The sequence below is a fragment of the Bacillus sp. BD59S genome (assembly GCF_007363175.1).
Classification (GTDB): Bacteria; Bacillota; Bacilli; order Bacillales; family Bacillaceae_G; genus Bacillus_A; species Bacillus_A pacificus.
On the sequence record NZ_CP034686.1, the window covers coordinates 662,362 to 681,523 of the forward strand.

Below are 19,162 nucleotides of genomic sequence, written 5' to 3' on the forward strand. Positions count from 1 at the left end.
TTTTCTTCTATTAGCGGAATCTAACTAAAAACTTGTTGAAAAGGAAGTTAGGTGGGGGAATTGTTAGAGTTAAAAGGTAACTTATTTGAAGTTATGAAAGAAATTAGGGATGAGTTAGGTTCGCCGAATGATTTAACAATTAGGGAAGTTGCCCTTGCTGGTAGTTTTACACGCTGTGCTGTTGTCTTTTTATGTGGGTTAACAGATAAGGATAGTGTTTATAAATATGTAGTTCGTACACTTCAACATGAAGAAATAAAAAAAGACGAAGCTGTTGTTCAAACATTATTAGATCGCTTTATTTCTATTGCAGAAGTTGGTAAGAAGACAACATTTCCGGATATTATAAATGCGATTTTAGCAGGAGATACAGTTATATTAATTGATAATATTCAAACTGCTATAGTGATTAATAGTAGAGCTTGGGAAAAAAGAAGTTTAGAACCGCCAGTAACAGAAGATTTAATACGTGGACCGAGGATTGGATTAAATGAAGACATTAACGTGAATAAAATGTTAATTCGCCGTAGTTTACGTGACCCAAAGCTGAGATTTCAATCTTATATTATGGGGAAGAGATCCCAAAAAGAAGTGACTTTAGTATATATAGAAGACATTATTAATCCTTACATTGTAAAAGAGCTAGATCGGCGTCTTCAATCCATAGTGACAGATGTTGTTTTTGAGACGGGTACAATTGAGCAATTAATTCAAGATAATAATTTGTCGCCGTTTCCGCAGTTTTTGAATACGGAAAGGCCTGATAATATTGTGGCCTCATTGGCGAAAGGAAAGGCAGCTATTTTAGTGGATGGATCACCGTTTGCCCTTATAGCTCCGCTAGTATTTGTTGATATTTTTCAATCTGTGGAAGATCACTATGAGCGTTGGGTAATAGGGACTTTATTAAGAATATTGCGGATGGGTTCTGGCATAGTTGCAGTTTTAATGCCGGCGATGTATGTAGCGCTCGTCTCATATCACCAAGGACTTATTCCATCTAAATTGGCTTATTCGATTGCTGGGGCAAGAGAAGGTGTTCCGTTTCCTGCATATATTGAAACATTAATGATGGCATTAACGATGGAGTTAATAAGAGAAGCGGGAATTAGGTTGCCAAAACCGATGGGACAAACGATAGGGATTGTAGGAGGTCTTGTAATAGGAGAAGCTGCGGTAAATGCAGGGATTGTAAATCCGTTTTTAGTTATTATTATTGCAGTTACTGCGATTGCTACGTTTTCACTTCCTGTATATAGCATTACAATTACGTTCCGAATTTTACTTTTCGTCTTTGTATTAGCAGCAACGGCTTTTGGGTTGTATGGAATCATTCTAGCTCTTATCGCGCTTGCTGTTCATATTACAAATTTAACAAGTGTTGGTGTGCCGTATACAACTCCAATTGCTCCCGCATTCTATAAAGATTGGAAAGAAGAGCTTATTCGTTTGCCAAAATCAATGTTGAAAGATAGACCAGAGTATTTACAAACGAAAGATTCTACAATACGTCCAAAGGAGCGAAAATAATTGAAACCATTTGAGTATGGCGATGAAGAAATTGGATCTCGGGAACTGGGGTTTGCAGTATCGTCAACCATTATTGGTATAGGTGCATTGTCTATGCCAAGGGATATTGCTAATCAAACTTTATTCTCAGACGGTTGGATTATTTTGCTTCTGGGTGGATTGATATGTGCAGTTTTAGGTTGGTTTGTAACGAGGGTGGCTATTTTATTCCCGAAACAAAACTTTGTTCAATATACGAGTGCGCATTTGACAAAACCTGTTGCATACACAATTAGTAGTATTTTAGTATTAACGTTTGCTGCTTTGACAGCATATGAATCGCGAATGATTTCAATTATTTCTCAAACGTATTTGTTTAGTGATACACCAATACAACTATTGTCTTTCTTCTTCTTATTAGTTGTTATTTATGGAATAGCAGGATCAAGAGCGGCCTTATTGAGGTTGAATGTTCTATTTTTACCGATTGTTTTAATTGCGATCGTGCTTCTTTCTTTATTGAATATAAATTTAATGGAAATAAATAATTTACTACCAGCTTTTCAAACGAAAGTGAGTCAATATACTGTTGGAGTTAAGAATTCTATTTTTACGTTTATTGGGTTTGAAGTAGCTCTCTTTTATGCGGTGTTGCTGAATGATAAGACCGCAAAAAAAGCACCAATGGCAGTTGCGAAAGCGGTAATGGTAAATGTGCTGTCTTACATTTTAATTTATGTAACTTGTATTAGTGTTTTTACGTATATGACAACTCGTGGATTGACGTACCCAACAATTGAATTAGGGAAAGAAATTGAAATTGGTGGAGGGTTTTTAGAAAGATTTGATGCAATTTTTTTTACAACATGGATTATTACTATTTATAACACTACGGCCATGTATTATGACGTGGCATCTTTATTATTCTGTGCTATGTTCCCTAAAGTGAAGAAACATATTTTCATTTTTGTAAGTGCCCCGATTATTTTTATGGTGAATATGATGCCTAGTAGTTTAAATGCTTTGTCAAGTTATGGGACGTATTTAGCTTGGATAGATATGGGGTTTGTCGTGTTAGCACCTTTGTTAGTTTTTATTGTATATAAAATAAAAAGAAGGAATGGTAGAAATGAAACACCTTCTTAAAATTATAATGCTTATGGTTTTAGTTGGATCTATCAGTGGGTGCTCTGAGCTAGAAGAAATAGAAGAAAGAGGATTTGTAGTAGGCGCAGCTTACGATATTGTGAAAAAAAAGAAATCGAATCCGATTATGAAAGGGACGTATCAGATGGTACTTCCTAGTAAGTTAGCGCAACAAGGGGGACAAGGTGGTGGAGATAGCGAAAATTATATTAATGTGAGTGCGAAAGCAGATAGTGTCTTTGAGCAAATCCGAATTATCGCCAAAAAAATTAGTCGCTCATTATTCTTTCCGCATATACAAGTGATAATTTTTTCTAAAGATTTATTAGGGAATCCATATGTTTTACAAAATACGTTAGATGTATATATTCGTGATCATGAGATGAGACGAAATATTCGTTTGTTCGTTTCTGACAAAGATGCAGAAGCTATTTTGAAACAGAGCGCTAAGCCTGAAAATTTACCAGCGCAGTATATTGATATGTTAGCTGAACATCCTCCAAAAAATGCCCAAATGGTTGAGGCTGCAAGAATTGGTGAGGTTCAGGAAAAGATGATTGCGAACCGGAGTTTCGTATTACCTATTCTTGAATTAACAAAGCAAGGTGTACAAATGAACGGGGCAGCGTTGTTCCGTGGGAAGGATAATAAGTGTGTAGGTAGTTTGAATGGAGAAGAAACATTAGGGATGAATTATATAATAGGTAAAAAAATTGGAGGTTTTTTTACCATCCGCAAAAAGAATCAACTTATTACATATGAAATTCATAAGTTGCGTCGGAAAATTAAAGTATCTACAAAGAATATTACAAAACCAAAGTTTAATATTCACTTATATTTGGAAGGTACAATAGCTGAGTTACACTTTAGTGATCATAAAAAGGTCTTGAATGAAAAACGTTTAGAGAAGGATATTTCGGAGGAAATGGAGAAGCGCATCCGAAAATCGATCAAGCTTGTTCAAAAAAAATATAAGGTAGATGTATTAGAGTTAGGGGAAGTATATAAGCGGCATAATTATAAAGAGTGGAAAAAAATAAGTGAGAATTGGGATCAAGGTGAAAATTACTTTAGTGATGCTGAGGTTACTGTTCATATTCATCCAACAATTGAACATTCGGGTTCAGCTTTACCAAAAAGAGTAAAGTAAGGTGATGGAAGGTGTTTACTGGATTAGGGATTAGTTGCACAATATTAATGGCAGTTCTTCCGGGAACCATATACTACATTCATAAAAAAATCACAACGTATGGGGCGCAGCCTTGGAATACTGATGTGCAAAAAAAGAAACCTGAATGATTTCAGGTTTCTTTTATACAAAGCATATGTGAAGGGGGATACCTTCTATGTATGCTCTGTTTTTATACAAGCCCTAACCAATGTACCAATTGTGTAGAGAGGAATGTCACAACAATGGCGATAACGGTAGGGATTGCAAACGATAAGAATGTCCATTTTGCACTTTTTGTTTCTTTATATATGTTAACCAGTGTTGTTCCACATGGGAAATGAAGAAGTGAGAACAACATTGTGTTTAACGCTGTTAACCAAGTCCAACCATTTTCTAAGAATAGATTTTTAATTTGATTAAAATCATCTATTTCAGTTAAAGCTCCGGTTGATAAGTAAGACATTAATAAAATCGGGATAACAATTTCATTCGCTGGTAGTCCAAGAATGAACGCAGCTAGGATGAAGCCGTCAAGTCCTAACATTTTAGCGAATGGATCTAGGAAGTTTACAAAATACATAAGTAGACTTGTGTCACCGATGAAAATATTAGCAAGTAACCAAGTTAATGCAGCCGCAGGGGCAGCTACAACAACAGCTCGTTTTAAAACATAGATGGATTTATCGAGTGTTGCACGCACAATTGTATTCCAAACTTTTGGTTTACGGTATGGCGGTAACTCAAGTGTGTAGTGGGTTGGAACGCCTTTTAAAGCTGTTTTTGATAGTACCCAAGAAACGGTTAATGTCATAACGATACCAATTACAACCATTCCAACTACAACGCCGGCAGTAACCAATGTTTGCATACTACCTGTATAACCAGCAGCCATAAATAATGAAGCCATTAAAATTAACATAGGCCAGCGACCGTTACAAGGAACAAAGTTGTTTGTTAAGATTGCAAGCATACGTTCACGTGGTGATTCAATAATACGTGTTGACATAATGGCTGCTGCATTACAACCAAAGCCCATTGCCATTGTTAAAGATTGTTTACCATGTGCACCAGAGCGTTTGAATAAGCGGTCCATATTAAACGCAACTCGTGGTAAGTATCCGTAGTTTTCTAATAGTGCAAACATAGGGAAAAAGATGGCCATAGGTGGTAACATAACGCTAATAACAGCACCGATACCACGGAATAAACCAAGTATTAAAATGCCATGTAGCCATTCAGGTGCATGTGCTGCTTGAAACCAAGATGTTAAATATCCTTCGGCCCATCCGAAGAACTCAGCAATCATATCGGATGGTACGTTCGCCCCTGCAATTGTAAGATAAAAAATGATAGATAAAATACCAAGCATAATTGGGAATCCCCAGATTGGGGATGTGAAAATTTTATCTAGTTTTTCAGAACGATACAATTTATCCGTATTTGTATATTGAACAGATTCTTTACATATGCTTGCAGATGTTCGGTAAATATCTCCGACAATATCATCTCGTATATCTTCTTTTGATAGTGCTTGTGCATGTTGAATAATATAGTCTAATGGAAGAGCTTTACTGGCTGAGTGAGATTCCATTCATTACGACCTCCCTTACAAGTGGTTCATTATGGTGTTTTTGAAGTGTAGTTAAGAAATTTTTATCTCCATCTAATATACGTAACGCAATCCAGCGTGCTGGATACGTATCACCGAACACTTTATAAATTTGTGGTTCTAATTCCTGAATCATATTCTCGATTTTTTCACTGTAAGAAATTTTAATTGGTGTTGGAATTAGTTTTTTATTTGCTACTTTGGCAATAACATTTAGTAAATGACCGATCCCTACTCGGTTACGAGCGGAAATTTTAACTACAGGTACACCGAGTGATTTTGCTAATTTCTTTTCATCAATAACGATGCCCTTTTTCTCAGCTTCATCAATTAAGTTAATACAAATGACCACGTTGCTCGTCATTTCCATTACTTGGAGCGCTAAATTTAAATTTCGCTCCATAGCAGTTGCATCGATAACAACTACAGTTACTTCTGGTTGTTCAAATATAATATAATCCCTTGCTACTTCTTCATCTGCAGAATTTGAATATAGTGAGTAAGTTCCAGGTAAATCTATTAATGTATATTTACTACCGTTATGTTCATATTCCCCTTCAGCTTTTAAAACAGTTTTTCCTGTCCAGTTTCCAGTATGTTGTTTTAAGCCTGTTAAAGTATTAAATAATGTACTTTTCCCGGTATTCGGGTTGCCGGCTAAAGCAATGCGATGTTTGCTCATCTGAAATCATCTCCTATTAATATCCCGAAAATAAGGGAGCTTTCTTCCTTACGTAGTGCAATAGTGGTGTTGCTTACTTGATAAGCGACTGGATCTCCAAGTGGACTGCGTTGTAATACTTTAATTGTTGCCCCAGGTATAAATCCTAAATCTAATAAACGTCGTTTCATAGTTCCTTCTAATTGTATCTTCTCAATTTGTACAAACTCTCCAGTCTTAAATTCGGAAAGTGGTTTTATATTAGCCGATACCATAAAAGTTACCTCATCTCTATATTGTTAGTTTGAGTTTAAAAAGTTTCCTTAGGTAAACTTTTTGTTAGTAATATAGTAGACTACATTGGATGATGCTGTCAATTGGTACTTTAAAAATATTCATTTATTTTTAGAATTGTTCCAATTTATTTAGTTGTACTAAAAAATATTACTGAAATTCTGTGGAATATGCATAAATTAGGTGTGTAAAAGTAACAAAATACAGCGGAATTGTAAATATAACTTTAACTCAAAGGGAAAAAGAGCGAAAAACATTTACATTGAATTTACATTGTTAAGAGTAAATTTACATTAGAGCTTAATTAGTGTGGATTTTGTTGGGTTCTTTAACTATAAATGTTGGGATTCCTAGTTTTTAAGGGTTATTATCGTCATTTACTTAAAATTAAAAATTGCTTAACACTCACATAATATTATTGTCCTACAATGAATTTGTGTTCGAAAGAAGTAGACAAATGTGAAAAGTGATAATCCAAATGGGGGTACAAGACATGGTCATGAAAAAGGGTATTAAATTTTCTTTAGCAGCTTTAGTGGTAGCGGGTTCATTAGTGGGATGTGGAAAAGCAGAAGAGACATCAGGTAAAGATGCTAAAGGAAGCGATAATGCAAAACAAGAATTGTCAGGTACGATAGCAGCTGCAGGCTCTACAGCACTTCAACCTCTTGCAGAGGAAGCTGGAAAGAAATTTATGGAGAAAAATTCAAACGTTTCTATTCAAGTGCAAGGTGGCGGTAGTGGAACTGGAATTAACCAAGTAGCTTCTGGTGCGGTCCAAATTGGTAACTCAGATGTTCCATCTGCAGATAAAATAAAAGATGCTGATAAGGCGAAAGAATTAGTAGATAACAAGGTAGCGGGTATTGCATTCGCACTTGTCGTAAATAAAGATGTAAAAGTTGATAATTTAACAGTACAACAAGTACAAGATATCTTCACTGGAAAAGTAACGAACTGGAAAGAGGTAGGCGGGAAAGATGAAAAAATCAACGTAATTAACCGTCCGGCTTCTTCTGGTACACGTGCTACATTTGAAAAAACAATTATGAAAGATGCGAAAATTAATGACGGAACTGGTACTACACAAGATTCTAACGGTGCAGTAGAGCAAGCGATTAACTCTACTCCAGGTTCAGTAAGTTATTTAGCAATGTCTTACATGGTTGGCGAGAAAAAAGGTGCGCTACAAACAGTGAAAATTGATGGTGCTGAACCAAAAGTTGAAAACATTGCGTCTGGTAAATATCCATTCTGGTCTTACGAGTACATGGTAACGAAAGGTGAAGCGAAAGAAGCAACAAAAGCTTACATTGACTATGTAAAAGGTAAAGATTTTGAAAAGCAAGTAGAAGATATGGGTTATATTCCAATGTCTAAATTAAATAAGTAATAAAATTTATGGGGCTGGCTGCAAGGCCAGTCCTGTTCATTTCAATTTATGAAGTGGGGTCTGTCCTGTGATGAAGGGGAAAAAACAAATTAATTACGTGAAAAGTGAATATATAGGAAGATCACTTGTTACGTTTTGTGGTATTTTTATTGTTTTAGTTACATTAGCTATTATTGCGTTTATTTGCGGTAAAGGAATTCAATCTTTTACGCAAAGTGGTATCTCGTTTACTGAGATGTTAACATCGACAAAATGGAGTCCAAATGCTGATGATGGAACTTTCGGGGCTGTAATTTTCATTGTAGGTTCAACGGTGGTTTCGTTAGGTGCGGTTATTATTAGTGCGCCAATTGCTATAGCTCTTGCTATATTCATGAATTTAATTTCACCGAAGTTTGGAAATAAAGTATTGAAGCCTGTTTTAGAATTATTAGTTGGTATTCCTTCGGTTGTATACGGATTATTAGGGGTTACAATTTTAGTACCGCTATTACGTGATTCTTTTGGAGGAGTAGGGTTTAGTTTAATTGCAGGTATTATTGTCCTGAGTATTATGATTTTACCTACTATTGCTAGTATCGCTTCTGATGCAATACGCTCTGTTCCATTTGATTATTTAGAAGCTTCTTATGGTTTAGGATCAACGAAATGGCAAGCGATTAGCCGAGTAATTGTTCCTGCTGCGAAAAAAGGGATTTTAACAGGTGTTGTTTTAGGGTTAGCGCGTGCTTTTGGTGAAGCGTTAGCGGTTCAAATGGTAATTGGGAATACGATTAAATTACCAGAAGGAATATATAGTCCGACAGCAACGTTAACTGGTATTTTGACAATGGACATGACAAATACATTAAACGGCACTGCTTGGAACAATGCGCTATGGACTTTAGCAATGATTTTACTTGTTATTTCATTCCTGTTTATTTTAGTAATTCGAGCGATTGGGCAAAGAGGTGAGCGATAATAATGAATGCAAGAACGGTAAATAAAGTTTGGACAGGTATCTTTTATGCGGTTGCGGCTTTAGTTGTAGCGCTGTTAGTATTCTTAGTATTTGAGATTTTACAAAAGGGATGGGGTTTTTGGGATCCTAATTTCTTGTTTGGAGAACCAAGCAATACAAGAGCTGGTGGTGGGATTGGTCCGCAGTTATTCAATTCCTTCTATATGCTTGTTATAACGCTTATTATATCTATTCCCCTTGGATTAGGTGCTGGAATATATTTAGCAGAGTATGCAAAACAAGGGCGTTTTTTAAATTTTGTTCGTTTATGTATCGAGACAATGGCATCTTTACCTTCTATTGTTGTTGGTTTATTCGGTTTGTTAGTGTTCGTTACAATGACAGGATGGGGATACACAGTAATGGGTGGTGCCCTTGCTTTAACGATTTTAAACTTGCCAGGTTTAACGCGTGTTTGTGAAAATGCGATTTCAGAGGTTCCTTCTAATGTAAAAGAGGCGAGTCTTGGATTAGGTGCAACAAAGTGGCAAACGATTACTCGTATTATTATTCCGTCGTCATTACCACAAATTATTACAGGTGTTATTTTAGCGGCAGGTCGTATATTTGGTGAAGCGGCGGCATTAATTTATACAGCGGGTTTAACATCCCCGATTTTAAATTCAGCAGCGGACTTCTCAAGTCCTGCTCATCCTTTAAATCCATTTAGACCAGCTGAAACGTTAGCGGTTCACATTTGGAAGTTAAATTCTGAAGGGATTATCCCAGATGCGAAGTTAATTGCGACAAAATCTGCAGCTGTATTAATTATTATGGTATTACTATTCAATGTTGTTTCACGCTTGGTAGCATCTATATTGCACAAACGTTTTACAGGAGCGAAAAGAAAAAGTAAAACGACGAAGAAGATAAAAGCGGCATAAGTTGTAAAGGGGAACTCTCTACTGATAAGTAGGGGGTTCTTTTTACGTTTTAATATAGAAGGAAAAGGTATTGCGATTGTTGAATTTGTAATTCGTTATATAAATAAAGTGAAACTTTAATCAGTGAGGTCTTGCTGCTCGTAAATATCAGGATAAAAAGATGAAAATGAGGGAGTGGGTTTAATTTGTTTTTTCTGCAAATGTCAGGTTTTCCGGGATCGGGAAAATCCACAGTTTCTAAGTATATAGGGAAGTTAACAGGTGCTGTAATTGTAGATCATGACGTTTTGAAATCAGCGTTGTTACAATCATTAGAAATGAAAGGGATTGAATCGACGATTGTTGGAGGAGTATCATACGATGTGGAATGGGTATTGATTGATTCTTATTTAGAACAAGGGCATAGTGTGATATTGGATAGTCCATGTCTATACGAAGGGATGGTTGAAAAAGGAATTAAGCTGTCTAATAAACATGGTGTGAAATATAAATATATTGAGTGTTAAGTGAATGATATGGAAGAGATTAATAATAGGTTGCAAACACGTAAGCGTATGGTCAGTCAAATTGAAAAGGTAGAGTCGGAAGTAGCTTTTAAAAAGTGGTTAAATGGTAGTAAAAGACCTTTAAATAGTGAATATATTATTGTGGATTCTAGTGAATCTCTAGAACAGTATGCGGAAAAAATGATGGATTATATGAATAGGTAGAGAAAAGGGTTATCTTCATGAATGAAGATAACCCTTTTCTTTTAAATATCAGGTGTTTCTGTAGAAGTGCTTATTTTTCTACGAGAGCGCCTTTTTCTCCCAATTTTATCTAATAGTTCATACATAACTGGAACGACTACTAATGTAAGAACAGTTGAGACTGCCAAACCACCGATGACAACAACGGCTAGGCTTTTTGATACCATACTTCCTGCTTGTGATTGGCTAAATAGGAGTGGGAGCATAGCAACAATTGTTGTAATAGCTGTCATAATAATTGGACGTAGTCTAGTGGAACCTGCTTCGAGTAAGGCTTCTCTCGTTTCCATACCGTGTTCCCGGTTTTGTTGTACTCTTTCTATTAATACGATAGCGTTTGTAACGACAATCCCGATTAACATTAATGCACCGATCAAGGAATTTACATCAACTGGTGTTCCTGAAATGATTAATCCTAAAATACCGCCGACAGCAGCTAATGGTAAGGAGAACAAGATTGCAAAAGGAGCACGTGCCTGCCCGAAGGTAATAACCATAATTAAATATACAATCCCAATTGCAATCCCCATAATCTTGAATAAATCTGTGAAGTTCTCTTGCATAGATTCAGTGGCGCCTGCGATATTTACTTTTGCTCCGCTAGGTAAATCTAATTCGGCTATCGCTTTGTTCACTTCAGTGCTTACCTTGCTTAAATCTTCATTTGAAGCTTCTGCGGTAATTTGAATCGTTTCTTTTCCATCTTTATGGAAGACTTCTGTTTGAAGTTGCTTTTCTGAAATAGTTGCAATGTCTTTTAAAGGAATTGGTCCATTAATAGGTGATAGTATGTTTGTGTTTAAAATGTCTTCTTGTTTAGTAATACTTTCTTTTTTATGTTCTATCATAATAGCAGTTTTTTCGTTATTGATTGAAACTTCACCAATAGGTGATTTCTTCATAAGGAATGCTACTTGTTGAGCTGCTAATTCTGGTGTTAATCCTAGTTGTTCGGCCTTTGTTTGATCAACATGGATTTGCCATTCTTTCTTAGAGTCTTCTAAATTCGTTTTTACTTTAGAAAGATCATCCATATCTTTTAGTTTTGTTTCGACGATAGTAGCAGCCTCTTTTAAATTTGTTTCGTTAGTGGCTGTTACGTTGAATTGCAAATTATTGCCGCTGCCAGAGCTTGAATAACTCATTTTTATATAATCAAGTTCAGCGGGCTCAAAAGTTTTATGTTCTTTCTTTAACTCTTTAATATACTGATCAATATCAGAACCCTTTTTAAAGACTACCAATATACTTGCGAGATTATTTTTGGTCGTTTGCCCCCATTGTGCATCTTCTGCGCTAGATCCCATTCGTAAAATAACATCCGTTACATCTGAATTAGAAAGTAGCTTCTTTTCGAAATCAAAAGCTTTTTGTTTTTGTGTTTCAGGAGCGTAATCAGCCGGGAAAGTCATATTAATAGATAACATTGTGTCGTCTTCAGATTTTATATTCGCTTTCGGTAGTAATACATAGGTAGCAATCGATCCTGCGAATAATAAAAAAGAAGTAAGTAGAATAATGAATTTATGCGAAAGAGCCCACTTTAATGTAGCGACATATCGTGGTGAAGAACTTGGCTTTTTGTGTTTTGTTTTTTTGAGTAGTAAAAAAGCCATAAGTGGAACAACTGTTAGTGCAACGATTAAGGATGATAGTATAGAATATACGACCGCTAATACCATAGGTAACATTAATTTTCCAATTACTCCTGATACGAGGCCGATAGGTAAAAAAACAGCGACCGTTGTTAAAGTAGAAGAAGTAATTGCGACGGCGACCTCTTTCGTTGCATCGAGAATAATATCTTTAGAGAAAGATTCTTTTTGTAAACGTCGGAAAATATTCTCAATGACAACGATGCTATCATCGACGAGACGTCCAACTGCAACGGCTAAACCACCAAGTGTTAGAGTGTTAAGTGTGATGTTAGATTGGTGTAGTAAAAAGAGTGTTAATAAAATAGATAATGGAATACTGACAACAGCAATGAGTGTCGTTCGGAAGTTACGTAAAAAGATTAATATAATTAGAGTTGCAGCAATTGCTCCAAGGATTACTTCTTTTCCCATGCTAGTAACAGCGTTTTCAACTTGTTCATGAGTTGATGCTAAAAGTTTAATAGAAAACTGATCTTTATATTGTTTACTTATATCTTTAATTTTTTTATCGATTTCTTTTCCAATTGCAACTGCATTTTTACTTGGCTCTTTCATGATGATTAATCCAGTGCCTTCTTCGCCGTTTATATGTGAGATTGTATCGTAGTGTTGTTTAAGTTCAATTTGAGAAACATCTTGTAATTTAACTTGAGGTGCAACAGTGATTTTTTTAATGTCATCTACATTTTTTATATCCCCGATGACACGAAGGTTATATTCTTCTTTATTAACGGTAACAGCTCCAGCTGGAGTGGAAGTTTCTTTTCCTTGTAAAACCTTTAATATTTGTTCCGTTGTTACGTTTTTATCTTTTAATTGGTTTGGGTCTAGTATAATAGATAATTCGGAAGTTGATTTTCCAAAAAACATAACGTTGGCAACGCCATCAATGCTTTCGAGTTGTGGTACGATTTCCTTTTCGATTTGTTTTTCATCTGCTTTTGAAAATCCGTTTTGTTTTTGGATTGCAATTTGAGCGAGTGGAATCATAGAAGTATTTAATTGGCTAACTATCGGTTTAGTTGCATCTTTAGGTAATTTAATTGTATTAATGGCCTTTTCAACTTCACGTGTGGCATCTTTCATATTTGCTTTGGATGTATATGCGATATCGATGCGTGATAATCCTTCGTGAGTAGAAGAGGTGATGTTGTCAATGTTTTCTAAGTTGCGAAATTGTTTTTCAAGGGGATCGGTTACTTCTTTTGTCATTGCTTCAGCGTCGAGTCCTGGAGATAAGGTTGTGACGGTGACCGCGGGATTATCGATGCTAGGTAAAAATTCCATAGGTAATTTAGAGCCGGAATAAACACCGAGTATGGAAATGAGAAAAACCATGATGATAACAGCGGCGCGTTTTTTTAATGAAAACTTCGTTAACCTATCCATAAAGTAATTCCTCCATTGGTTTATTTTTAGTTGAGTACGTCCTTTCTTACTATATAACAAAAAATGGATATTTTTCATTAATTAAATGTAAAAAAATTCTAACAATAATCTTAAGTTGATGTTTCGTTGGAATTTCGTTATCTATCCCGTCGTTGGTCGGACGATAAAATTCTCACTTCGAATTCGGTTGGGGTGGAGTTATCTGCCAACAACCGGTTCTTTCAACTAGTAATGATTTGTGTGGAGGGACAAAAAATCAACATGTTCGCATTATTAGGAAGTGGCGAAGCTATTTTCTTTTTTAATGTGAACTTTAATGTAGAAGAGAATGAAAAGGTGGGAGGGAGTATGAAATGTAGTTTGGTTAATTAGAGTGTATTGGTATACAATCAAAATACTTATTTTCAGTAGAGAGAATACAAGGCTTTACTATAGAAGAAAGTAGGATAGATAATTTTTTTGTTTTTTTATAAAAAAACACTTGTTATTTAAAAACCATGATGGTATATTAATAAACGTCGCTGATGCGGAAACGCAGAAAACGACAAAAAAGAAATTTTAAAACTTAGTTGACATCGAAAAATGAAGATGTTAATATGATGAAGTCGCTTCTGAAGCGATGGACAAGTTCTTTGAAAACTGAACGAAACAAACAACGTGAAACGTCAATTTTTATTTTAGATGCTAGACAAACTAACTTTATTGGAGAGTTTGATCCTGGCTCAGGATGAACGCTGGCGGCGTGCCTAATACCTCATAACCCGAAGGTCGCAGGTTCAAATCCTGTCCCCGCAACCAAATGGTCCCGTGGTGTAGTGGTTAACATGCCTGCCTGTCACGCAGGAGATCGCCGGTTCGACCCCGGTCGGGACCGCCATTTATGTTGGCTCGGTAGCTCAGTCGGTAGAGCAGAGGACTGAAAATCCTCGTGTCGGCGGTTCGATTCCGTCCCGAGCCACCATTTTTTTATGCCGACTTAGCTCAATTGGTAGAGCAACTGACTTGTAATCAGTAGGTTGGGGGTTCAAGTCCTCTAGTCGGCATCCTTTAGGGGCATAGTTTAAAGGTAGAACTGAGGTCTCCAAAACCTCCAGTGTGGGTTCGATTCCTACTGCCCCTGTAAAGTATATGGGCCTATAGCTCAGCTGGTTAGAGCGCACGCCTGATAAGCGTGAGGTCGATGGTTCGAGTCCATTTAGGCCCACCATATATTATTCCGCAGTAGCTCAGTGGTAGAGCTATCGGCTGTTAACCGATCGGTCGTAGGTTCGAGTCCTACCTGCGGAGCCATGGCCCGTTGGTCAAGTGGTTAAGACACCGCCCTTTCACGGCGGTAACACGGGTTCGAATCCCGTACGGGTCATAAAAAAAGAGTCAGCAATATGCTGACTCTTTTTTATTGTGCGTTCATTCTCCTTTATCAACTGATTTTCCTGAAATAAATAAAGGGATTTAGGAAAAGCTATGGTATGTATAAAAAGGAGGAGATACAAATGACACGAGTGAGAGACTTGATGAGCACTCATATTGTACAGTGTACACCGTTAGACAATGTATATGAAGCTGCTGTAAAGATGAAAGAAGAATCGATTGGATTGATCCCGGTTGTCGAAAATGAACAAGTTGTTGGTCTTGTTACGGACCGAGATTTAGTTGTTCGAGGAATTGCTGAAAAACATCCTGGATCTAATAAAATTACAAATGTAATGACAACAAACATTGTTTCAGTTTCTCCAGACGATTCTATTGAAAAGGCTACAGAGTTAATGGCGCAGTATCAAATTAGACGATTGCCAGTAGTCGAGAGTGGTCAACTCGTTGGGATGTTAGCACTAGGAGATTTAGCTATAAAAGAATCGGCAGATGATCAAGCGGGATTTGCTTTAAGTGAAATATCAGAGCATACGGAATGAAGTGAGATTTTAGTTAGTGGAATACGTTACGTATAAAAATCAGATACATTATTCTAGTATATAGGGTTAAGCTAATATGTTAGCATGATGTATCTGAGCCATTATATAATAAGTATACAGTGAGTAATTTCGACAGTTTATTTAAATTTGTCATTCCTAATTATAAATAAGATAAAAAATGATATACTGATAGATATAAGTATTATGATTGATTTCGAATATAACAATATTTATTGTTAATGATGTAATAATGGATTAATATTTCCTATGTAGACAAAAGGGAAGGGGAATTATATGAAGGCTGTACAGCGCGATCCAAATTGGAATTTGGTTACAGATACATATATAGAACCAAATAATTTCGCTGAATTATTTTCTTTGCTTGTACCTTGTCATCCAAAAGGTGAAGGGAAAGAACGAACTATATTAGTGTGGAAAGAAAAAGAATTTTATAAAGAAGAAAATTTAGCGGCATTTATCGTATATGGAATGAATAAAGCAAAGAATTTACCGCAATTTCATAAAGACGAAATTCCAACTTTAGTACGTATTCTTCGCTTATGCCAAGAAATTGGTTGGTATGAAGAAGCGAATACTTTTATGGTAACTCAAGGGCTAGCTGAGTTTGTTCATACTTCATTGGAATATGAAACGTGGGATCTTTTGACGCAGGCGGTGGCTTTAAACTATTTAATTATTAAATATCGTATTGGTGAATTAACTGATGGGCATGTAGAAATTTGGGATAGAGTTAAATTTAATGAGAAATGTATAACAGACTGTAAACATCTATTATCTCATAAAGAAGTATTAGAATTTACATTCTTTTATATGTGTAAGAGAGCTAAGTCACTATCAAAAGAGCAATTAAATAGTGATATGATGAGTTTAGCGATGTATTGTAATACTTTTGTTTATGACTTATATACATATGATTTATTACGAAAGTATCGTAAGTGTACAGACTTTCTATCGTATTATGGACCTAGTCAAGCGGTGTTAGCTTGCCAAAGGGCTGTACTTTCTCAAATTTCAGATCGATTAGACCCACTCAAGACTACTCATGTAGATGATTATTTATATGTAATGAAAGATATGATGGAGCATATGACGATAGGGATAATGGATCGATATGATCATTTTATTGGAAAGTTATTATCATATGTGCCATTTTTCGAAATGATCCAAGTTCCACAACATGCATATTATTGTGAAGAATTATTGTATATTTGTAAGGGCATTAAATATAAAGAAGAAATATTACGCAATTATATATTTATACAATTACATGACTGTTTACCATCTTTCTTTAAACTGTTTCTTAAAAATAAGCGTTATGCAACGATTCATGATATTCTGTTCTATTGGTGTGATGATGAACAAAGAATGAGCTTAGAGAAAAAATATAATCTTAGCTTTATTTATGAAAAATATGCTTGTGGATAAAGAGCATTTTCTATATAAATTAAAAAGGATCTCATAATTGAGATCCTTTTTAATTTAGTAAAGCAAGAAAAATGTAATTAAGACGAGAAATAACATTCCATAAAGGAGAAATTGTGCCGTATAGCTTCCTTGTATACCAAAAAAAGTATTTGTTTTTTTGTATAAATTCAATATATATTTTAGCGGATTATCTTTGAAAGATTGATACACGGTGTCTCCTCTTTCTAAGCTTCTTGTTCGTGTTTTTTGTTAGTAGGAACATGAATGTATCTAGCTATGATTAATAAAACAGCCATAAAGAATACGGGAAATACGGTAGATAAATAAAAACCATTACTAATAATATTTGTTATTAAGGCACTTAATAGAAAGATGGCATTATAAATATGGGCAATTTTTTGTTTTAGTTGAACTTGAAAAGCTTCCATCATAATTTCTAAAGCAACAAAAGCAATGATAATAGATAAAAATACAGTATTTGTATTATAAATTACTAAGCAACAGATTAAGCCTAAAAAGGCTAAGTATTCAATTAAGAGAGGTATATTGATATTGCGTGGCATACAATTTACCTAACTAAATATGGCAGTGGGTTTACTGCATTTGTTTTTTCAAAATTCCATTCTCCATTGTGTAATTCAAAATGAAGATGTTGCCCGTATGAATGACCTGTGTTTCCCATATGACCTACTAATTGTCCAGCTTGTACTTGATCACCAGCTTGTACAGTGCGATCTTTCATGTGAGCATAGACTGTTGTATATAATTTCCCGTTTATTTGATGAGCGATGAACACAACATTGCCATAGCTAGCTGAATAATATGATTTCACGACTTTACCTGCCGCCGCCGCCTGGATAGAGACATTACCCTGAGCTGCGATATCTATACCATAATGCATTTGTTCCCAGCGCATATCAAATGTTGAGCTAATTCTTCCTTGAGTAGGGAATTTGAAAACGGCTGGAATGGAAGTAGGTTGAGCCGTTTGAGCTTGTGATTGCGTTTGGTTTTGCACTACATAATGTTTTGCCACGTATCCGTATCCTGTGCCAAAACGAATTTTATACCAAGTTCCTACAGTTTCCACTACTTGTAATTGTGTACCATTTTGCAATGAACCAAGTAGTGCGCTACTTGTACTAGCGTCGCTACGTACATTAAGTTTAGGTGTTGCAACTGTGTATTTCGCATTATTTTGAACTGTGATGCCTTTTACTAAAGGCTGTGAACCATTAGATACGAATGCCTTTTGTACGTAACCTGTTTTGCCATTATGTAAAATTTTATACCACTCGCCTTGTTCTTCTTGAATGGTAACGAATTTCCCATTTGGTAATACATCTAAAATTGAAGATTCTAGATTAGGTTCAGAACGAACGTTTAATGCATTGGCATTGACGATATATTGATTATTAGATTGAAGTTTGTTTTTTAGTAGAATAGAATCTTTTTGTACGTAACCTACTTTATTATTAACAGATACTTTATACCAGTCATTAGTTGTTTCAAGTATATTCACTTTCGTATTAAAGCGAATTGTATCAATTGATGAGCTATTTGTGTTATCTTTTGTATGTAAGGCTACTTGATCGACTTTGACATATCCAGTTTTCACATTAGATAATTGTTCAGCGTTGGCTGTTTGTACATTTGTTTCTCCCATAGAAGGAAGTAAAGAAGCAATTGCGACAGTAGTTGCTGTTAAAGCAGTAGCTTTCATATTCATATAATAGAGACCTCCTCTAGTTGTATAGTTGTAATTTTATTATAGTATAAAGATATAATATAGTGGGTGTATTCACATAAATGTAATATGAAATCAATATAAAAATAAATTTTTTGAGGATAATGATTCATTTTTATCCAATTCATTAGGATAATAATTTCCAAAATAGAATATAAGTATTATATGGCTTTGTTATTTTGTTGACAATTGAGAAAATTAAAAAAGTTGATGATGTCTTATTACGGTGTTATACTGACAGTGATAATTTTATAGTTTGCTAGGAGAGCTGGTGTTGCCAGCTGAGAGTAAGACCTTAAGTCTTTGATCCTTTTTATTACCTGATCTAGATTATGCTAGCGTAGGGAAGCAATTCGGACACTAATAATGAGTCCCCGTTTCTTTGCGTATAGAAACGGGGCTTTTTTATTTGAAAATTTCATATTGAAACCACTAGGGGTGCTTGTTGTGCTGAGAGAGGAATAATCCTTAACCCTTACAGACCTGATCTAGGTAATACTAGCGAAGGGAAGTGGAGCAACGAATAAATTATAATTTTATTTGCTGTAACCACTTCTTATTTAGAAGTGGTTTTTTATTTAGATATATAAATT

16 protein-coding genes, 7 tRNA genes, 1 pseudogene and 2 riboswitches are annotated in these 19,162 nt (G+C 35.4%); of the genes and pseudogenes, 18 read left to right on the forward strand and 6 right to left on the reverse strand.

The annotated features are described in order from the left end of the window. The first annotated feature begins 51 nt into the window (after window positions 1–51). From gerLA to EKQ63_RS29805, 4 genes are read left to right on the forward strand one after another with little or no spacing between them, the layout of a single operon-like run. The gene (gene gerLA, locus EKQ63_RS05285; protein WP_143880799.1) at window positions 52–1,530 is read left to right on the forward strand and encodes a spore germination protein GerLA; all 1,479 of its coding nucleotides are present in this window, start codon (window positions 52–54) and stop codon (window positions 1,528–1,530) included. Beyond that, window positions 1,531–2,655 (forward strand): spore germination protein GerLB, encoded by a 1,125-nt coding sequence (gene gerLB, locus EKQ63_RS05290; protein WP_087953807.1) that lies wholly within the window; start codon window positions 1,531–1,533, stop codon window positions 2,653–2,655. Then, a complete protein-coding gene (locus EKQ63_RS05295; protein ID WP_142940713.1) occupies window positions 2,639–3,805 on the forward strand; it encodes a Ger(x)C family spore germination protein in 1,167 nt (388 codons plus the stop codon). Before gerLB ends, EKQ63_RS05295 begins: the two co-directional genes overlap by 17 nt. Window positions 3,806–3,816: 11 nt before the next feature. Next, the gene (locus EKQ63_RS29805; RefSeq protein WP_087953805.1) at window positions 3,817–3,954 is read left to right on the forward strand and encodes a hypothetical protein; all 138 of its coding nucleotides are present in this window, start codon (window positions 3,817–3,819) and stop codon (window positions 3,952–3,954) included. 62 nt (window positions 3,955–4,016) lie between these two features. Here EKQ63_RS29805 and EKQ63_RS05300 read toward each other — a convergent pair whose 3' ends face one another. The 3 genes from EKQ63_RS05300 to EKQ63_RS05310 are packed head-to-tail and all read right to left on the reverse strand — an operon-like array spanning window position 4,017 to window position 6,371. Next, complete coding sequence (locus tag EKQ63_RS05300; protein ID WP_087953804.1) at window positions 4,017–5,417, reverse strand: nucleoside recognition domain-containing protein; 1,401 nt, start codon at window positions 5,415–5,417, stop codon at window positions 4,017–4,019. Next, complete coding sequence (locus EKQ63_RS05305; protein WP_071725260.1) at window positions 5,395–6,117, reverse strand: FeoB small GTPase domain-containing protein; 723 nt, start codon at window positions 6,115–6,117, stop codon at window positions 5,395–5,397. The genes EKQ63_RS05300 and EKQ63_RS05305 overlap by 23 nt, the downstream gene beginning before the upstream one ends. Further along, on the reverse strand, window positions 6,114–6,371 hold the full coding sequence (locus EKQ63_RS05310) for a FeoA family protein (protein ID WP_000252983.1): 258 nt from the start codon (window positions 6,369–6,371) through the stop codon (window positions 6,114–6,116). The genes EKQ63_RS05305 and EKQ63_RS05310 overlap by 4 nt, the downstream gene beginning before the upstream one ends. Before the next feature lie 512 nt (window positions 6,372–6,883). Here EKQ63_RS05310 and EKQ63_RS05315 point away from each other — a divergent pair. From EKQ63_RS05315 to EKQ63_RS05330, 4 genes and pseudogenes are all read left to right on the forward strand, one after another. After that, window positions 6,884–7,783, forward strand: a complete 900-nt coding sequence (locus tag EKQ63_RS05315; protein WP_000245119.1) for a phosphate ABC transporter substrate-binding protein PstS — start codon at window positions 6,884–6,886, stop codon at window positions 7,781–7,783. Window positions 7,784–7,853: 70 nt separating this feature from the next. Then, window positions 7,854–8,744: a phosphate ABC transporter permease subunit PstC gene (gene pstC, locus EKQ63_RS05320; protein ID WP_140168784.1), complete on the forward strand. Its 891-nt coding sequence runs from the start codon at window positions 7,854–7,856 to the stop codon at window positions 8,742–8,744. Window positions 8,745–8,746: 2 nt separating this feature from the next. Beyond that, a complete protein-coding gene (gene pstA / locus EKQ63_RS05325) occupies window positions 8,747–9,667 on the forward strand; it encodes a phosphate ABC transporter permease PstA (RefSeq protein ID WP_048552844.1) in 921 nt (306 codons plus the stop codon). A 185-nt stretch (window positions 9,668–9,852) separates the two neighbouring features. Further along, window positions 9,853–10,377, forward strand: a pseudogene (locus tag EKQ63_RS05330) (AAA family ATPase). 41 nt (window positions 10,378–10,418) lie between these two features. On the opposite strand, the gene EKQ63_RS05335 reads toward EKQ63_RS05330, so the two are convergent. After that, window positions 10,419–13,463, reverse strand: coding sequence for an efflux RND transporter permease subunit (locus EKQ63_RS05335; RefSeq protein WP_143880800.1), 3,045 nt, complete (start codon window positions 13,461–13,463; stop codon window positions 10,419–10,421). Window positions 13,464–14,059: 596 nt separating this feature from the next. On the opposite strand from EKQ63_RS05335, the gene EKQ63_RS30450 reads away from it, so the two are divergent. The 10 genes from EKQ63_RS30450 to EKQ63_RS05380 all read left to right on the forward strand — a co-directional run bounded on the left by EKQ63_RS30450 (window position 14,060) and on the right by EKQ63_RS05380 (window position 16,822). Next, the gene (locus EKQ63_RS30450; protein WP_254916515.1) at window positions 14,060–14,194 is read left to right on the forward strand and encodes a hypothetical protein; all 135 of its coding nucleotides are present in this window, start codon (window positions 14,060–14,062) and stop codon (window positions 14,192–14,194) included. 70 nt (window positions 14,195–14,264) lie between these two features. Beyond that, window positions 14,265–14,340, forward strand: a tRNA-Asp gene (locus EKQ63_RS05340). 8 nt (window positions 14,341–14,348) lie between these two features. Next, window positions 14,349–14,424 (forward strand) — tRNA-Phe (locus EKQ63_RS05345). A gap of 9 nt (window positions 14,425–14,433) precedes the next feature. Beyond that, window positions 14,434–14,506 (forward strand) — tRNA-Thr (locus tag EKQ63_RS05350). 6 nt (window positions 14,507–14,512) lie between these two features. Continuing rightward, window positions 14,513–14,583 (forward strand) — tRNA-Trp (locus EKQ63_RS05355). 10 nt (window positions 14,584–14,593) lie between these two features. Beyond that, window positions 14,594–14,670, forward strand: a tRNA-Ile gene (locus EKQ63_RS05360). An 8-nt stretch (window positions 14,671–14,678) separates the two neighbouring features. Further along, window positions 14,679–14,753, forward strand: a tRNA-Asn gene (locus EKQ63_RS05365). A gap of 1 nt (window position 14,754) precedes the next feature. Beyond that, window positions 14,755–14,826 (forward strand) — tRNA-Glu (locus EKQ63_RS05370). Window positions 14,827–14,956: 130 nt separating this feature from the next. After that, window positions 14,957–15,376: a CBS domain-containing protein gene (locus tag EKQ63_RS05375; RefSeq protein WP_014893304.1), complete on the forward strand. Its 420-nt coding sequence runs from the start codon at window positions 14,957–14,959 to the stop codon at window positions 15,374–15,376. Between the two features lie 294 nt (window positions 15,377–15,670). Next, window positions 15,671–16,822: a DUF3965 domain-containing protein gene (locus tag EKQ63_RS05380; protein ID WP_143880801.1), complete on the forward strand. Its 1,152-nt coding sequence runs from the start codon at window positions 15,671–15,673 to the stop codon at window positions 16,820–16,822. Window positions 16,823–17,046: 224 nt separating this feature from the next. Here the strand turns inward: EKQ63_RS05380 and EKQ63_RS05385 are convergent, their stop codons facing one another. Together EKQ63_RS05385 and EKQ63_RS05390 are read right to left on the reverse strand one after the other, a co-directional pair. After that, complete coding sequence (locus EKQ63_RS05385) at window positions 17,047–17,385, reverse strand: hypothetical protein (protein ID WP_087951397.1); 339 nt, start codon at window positions 17,383–17,385, stop codon at window positions 17,047–17,049. 5 nt (window positions 17,386–17,390) lie between these two features. After that, complete coding sequence (locus tag EKQ63_RS05390; RefSeq protein WP_087951398.1) at window positions 17,391–18,551, reverse strand: SH3 domain-containing protein; 1,161 nt, start codon at window positions 18,549–18,551, stop codon at window positions 17,391–17,393. Between the two features lie 269 nt (window positions 18,552–18,820). Then, window positions 18,821–18,933, forward strand: a riboswitch (TPP riboswitch). Window positions 18,934–18,993: 60 nt separating this feature from the next. Then, window positions 18,994–19,096, forward strand: a riboswitch (TPP riboswitch). Window positions 19,097–19,162: the final 66 nt, after the last annotated feature.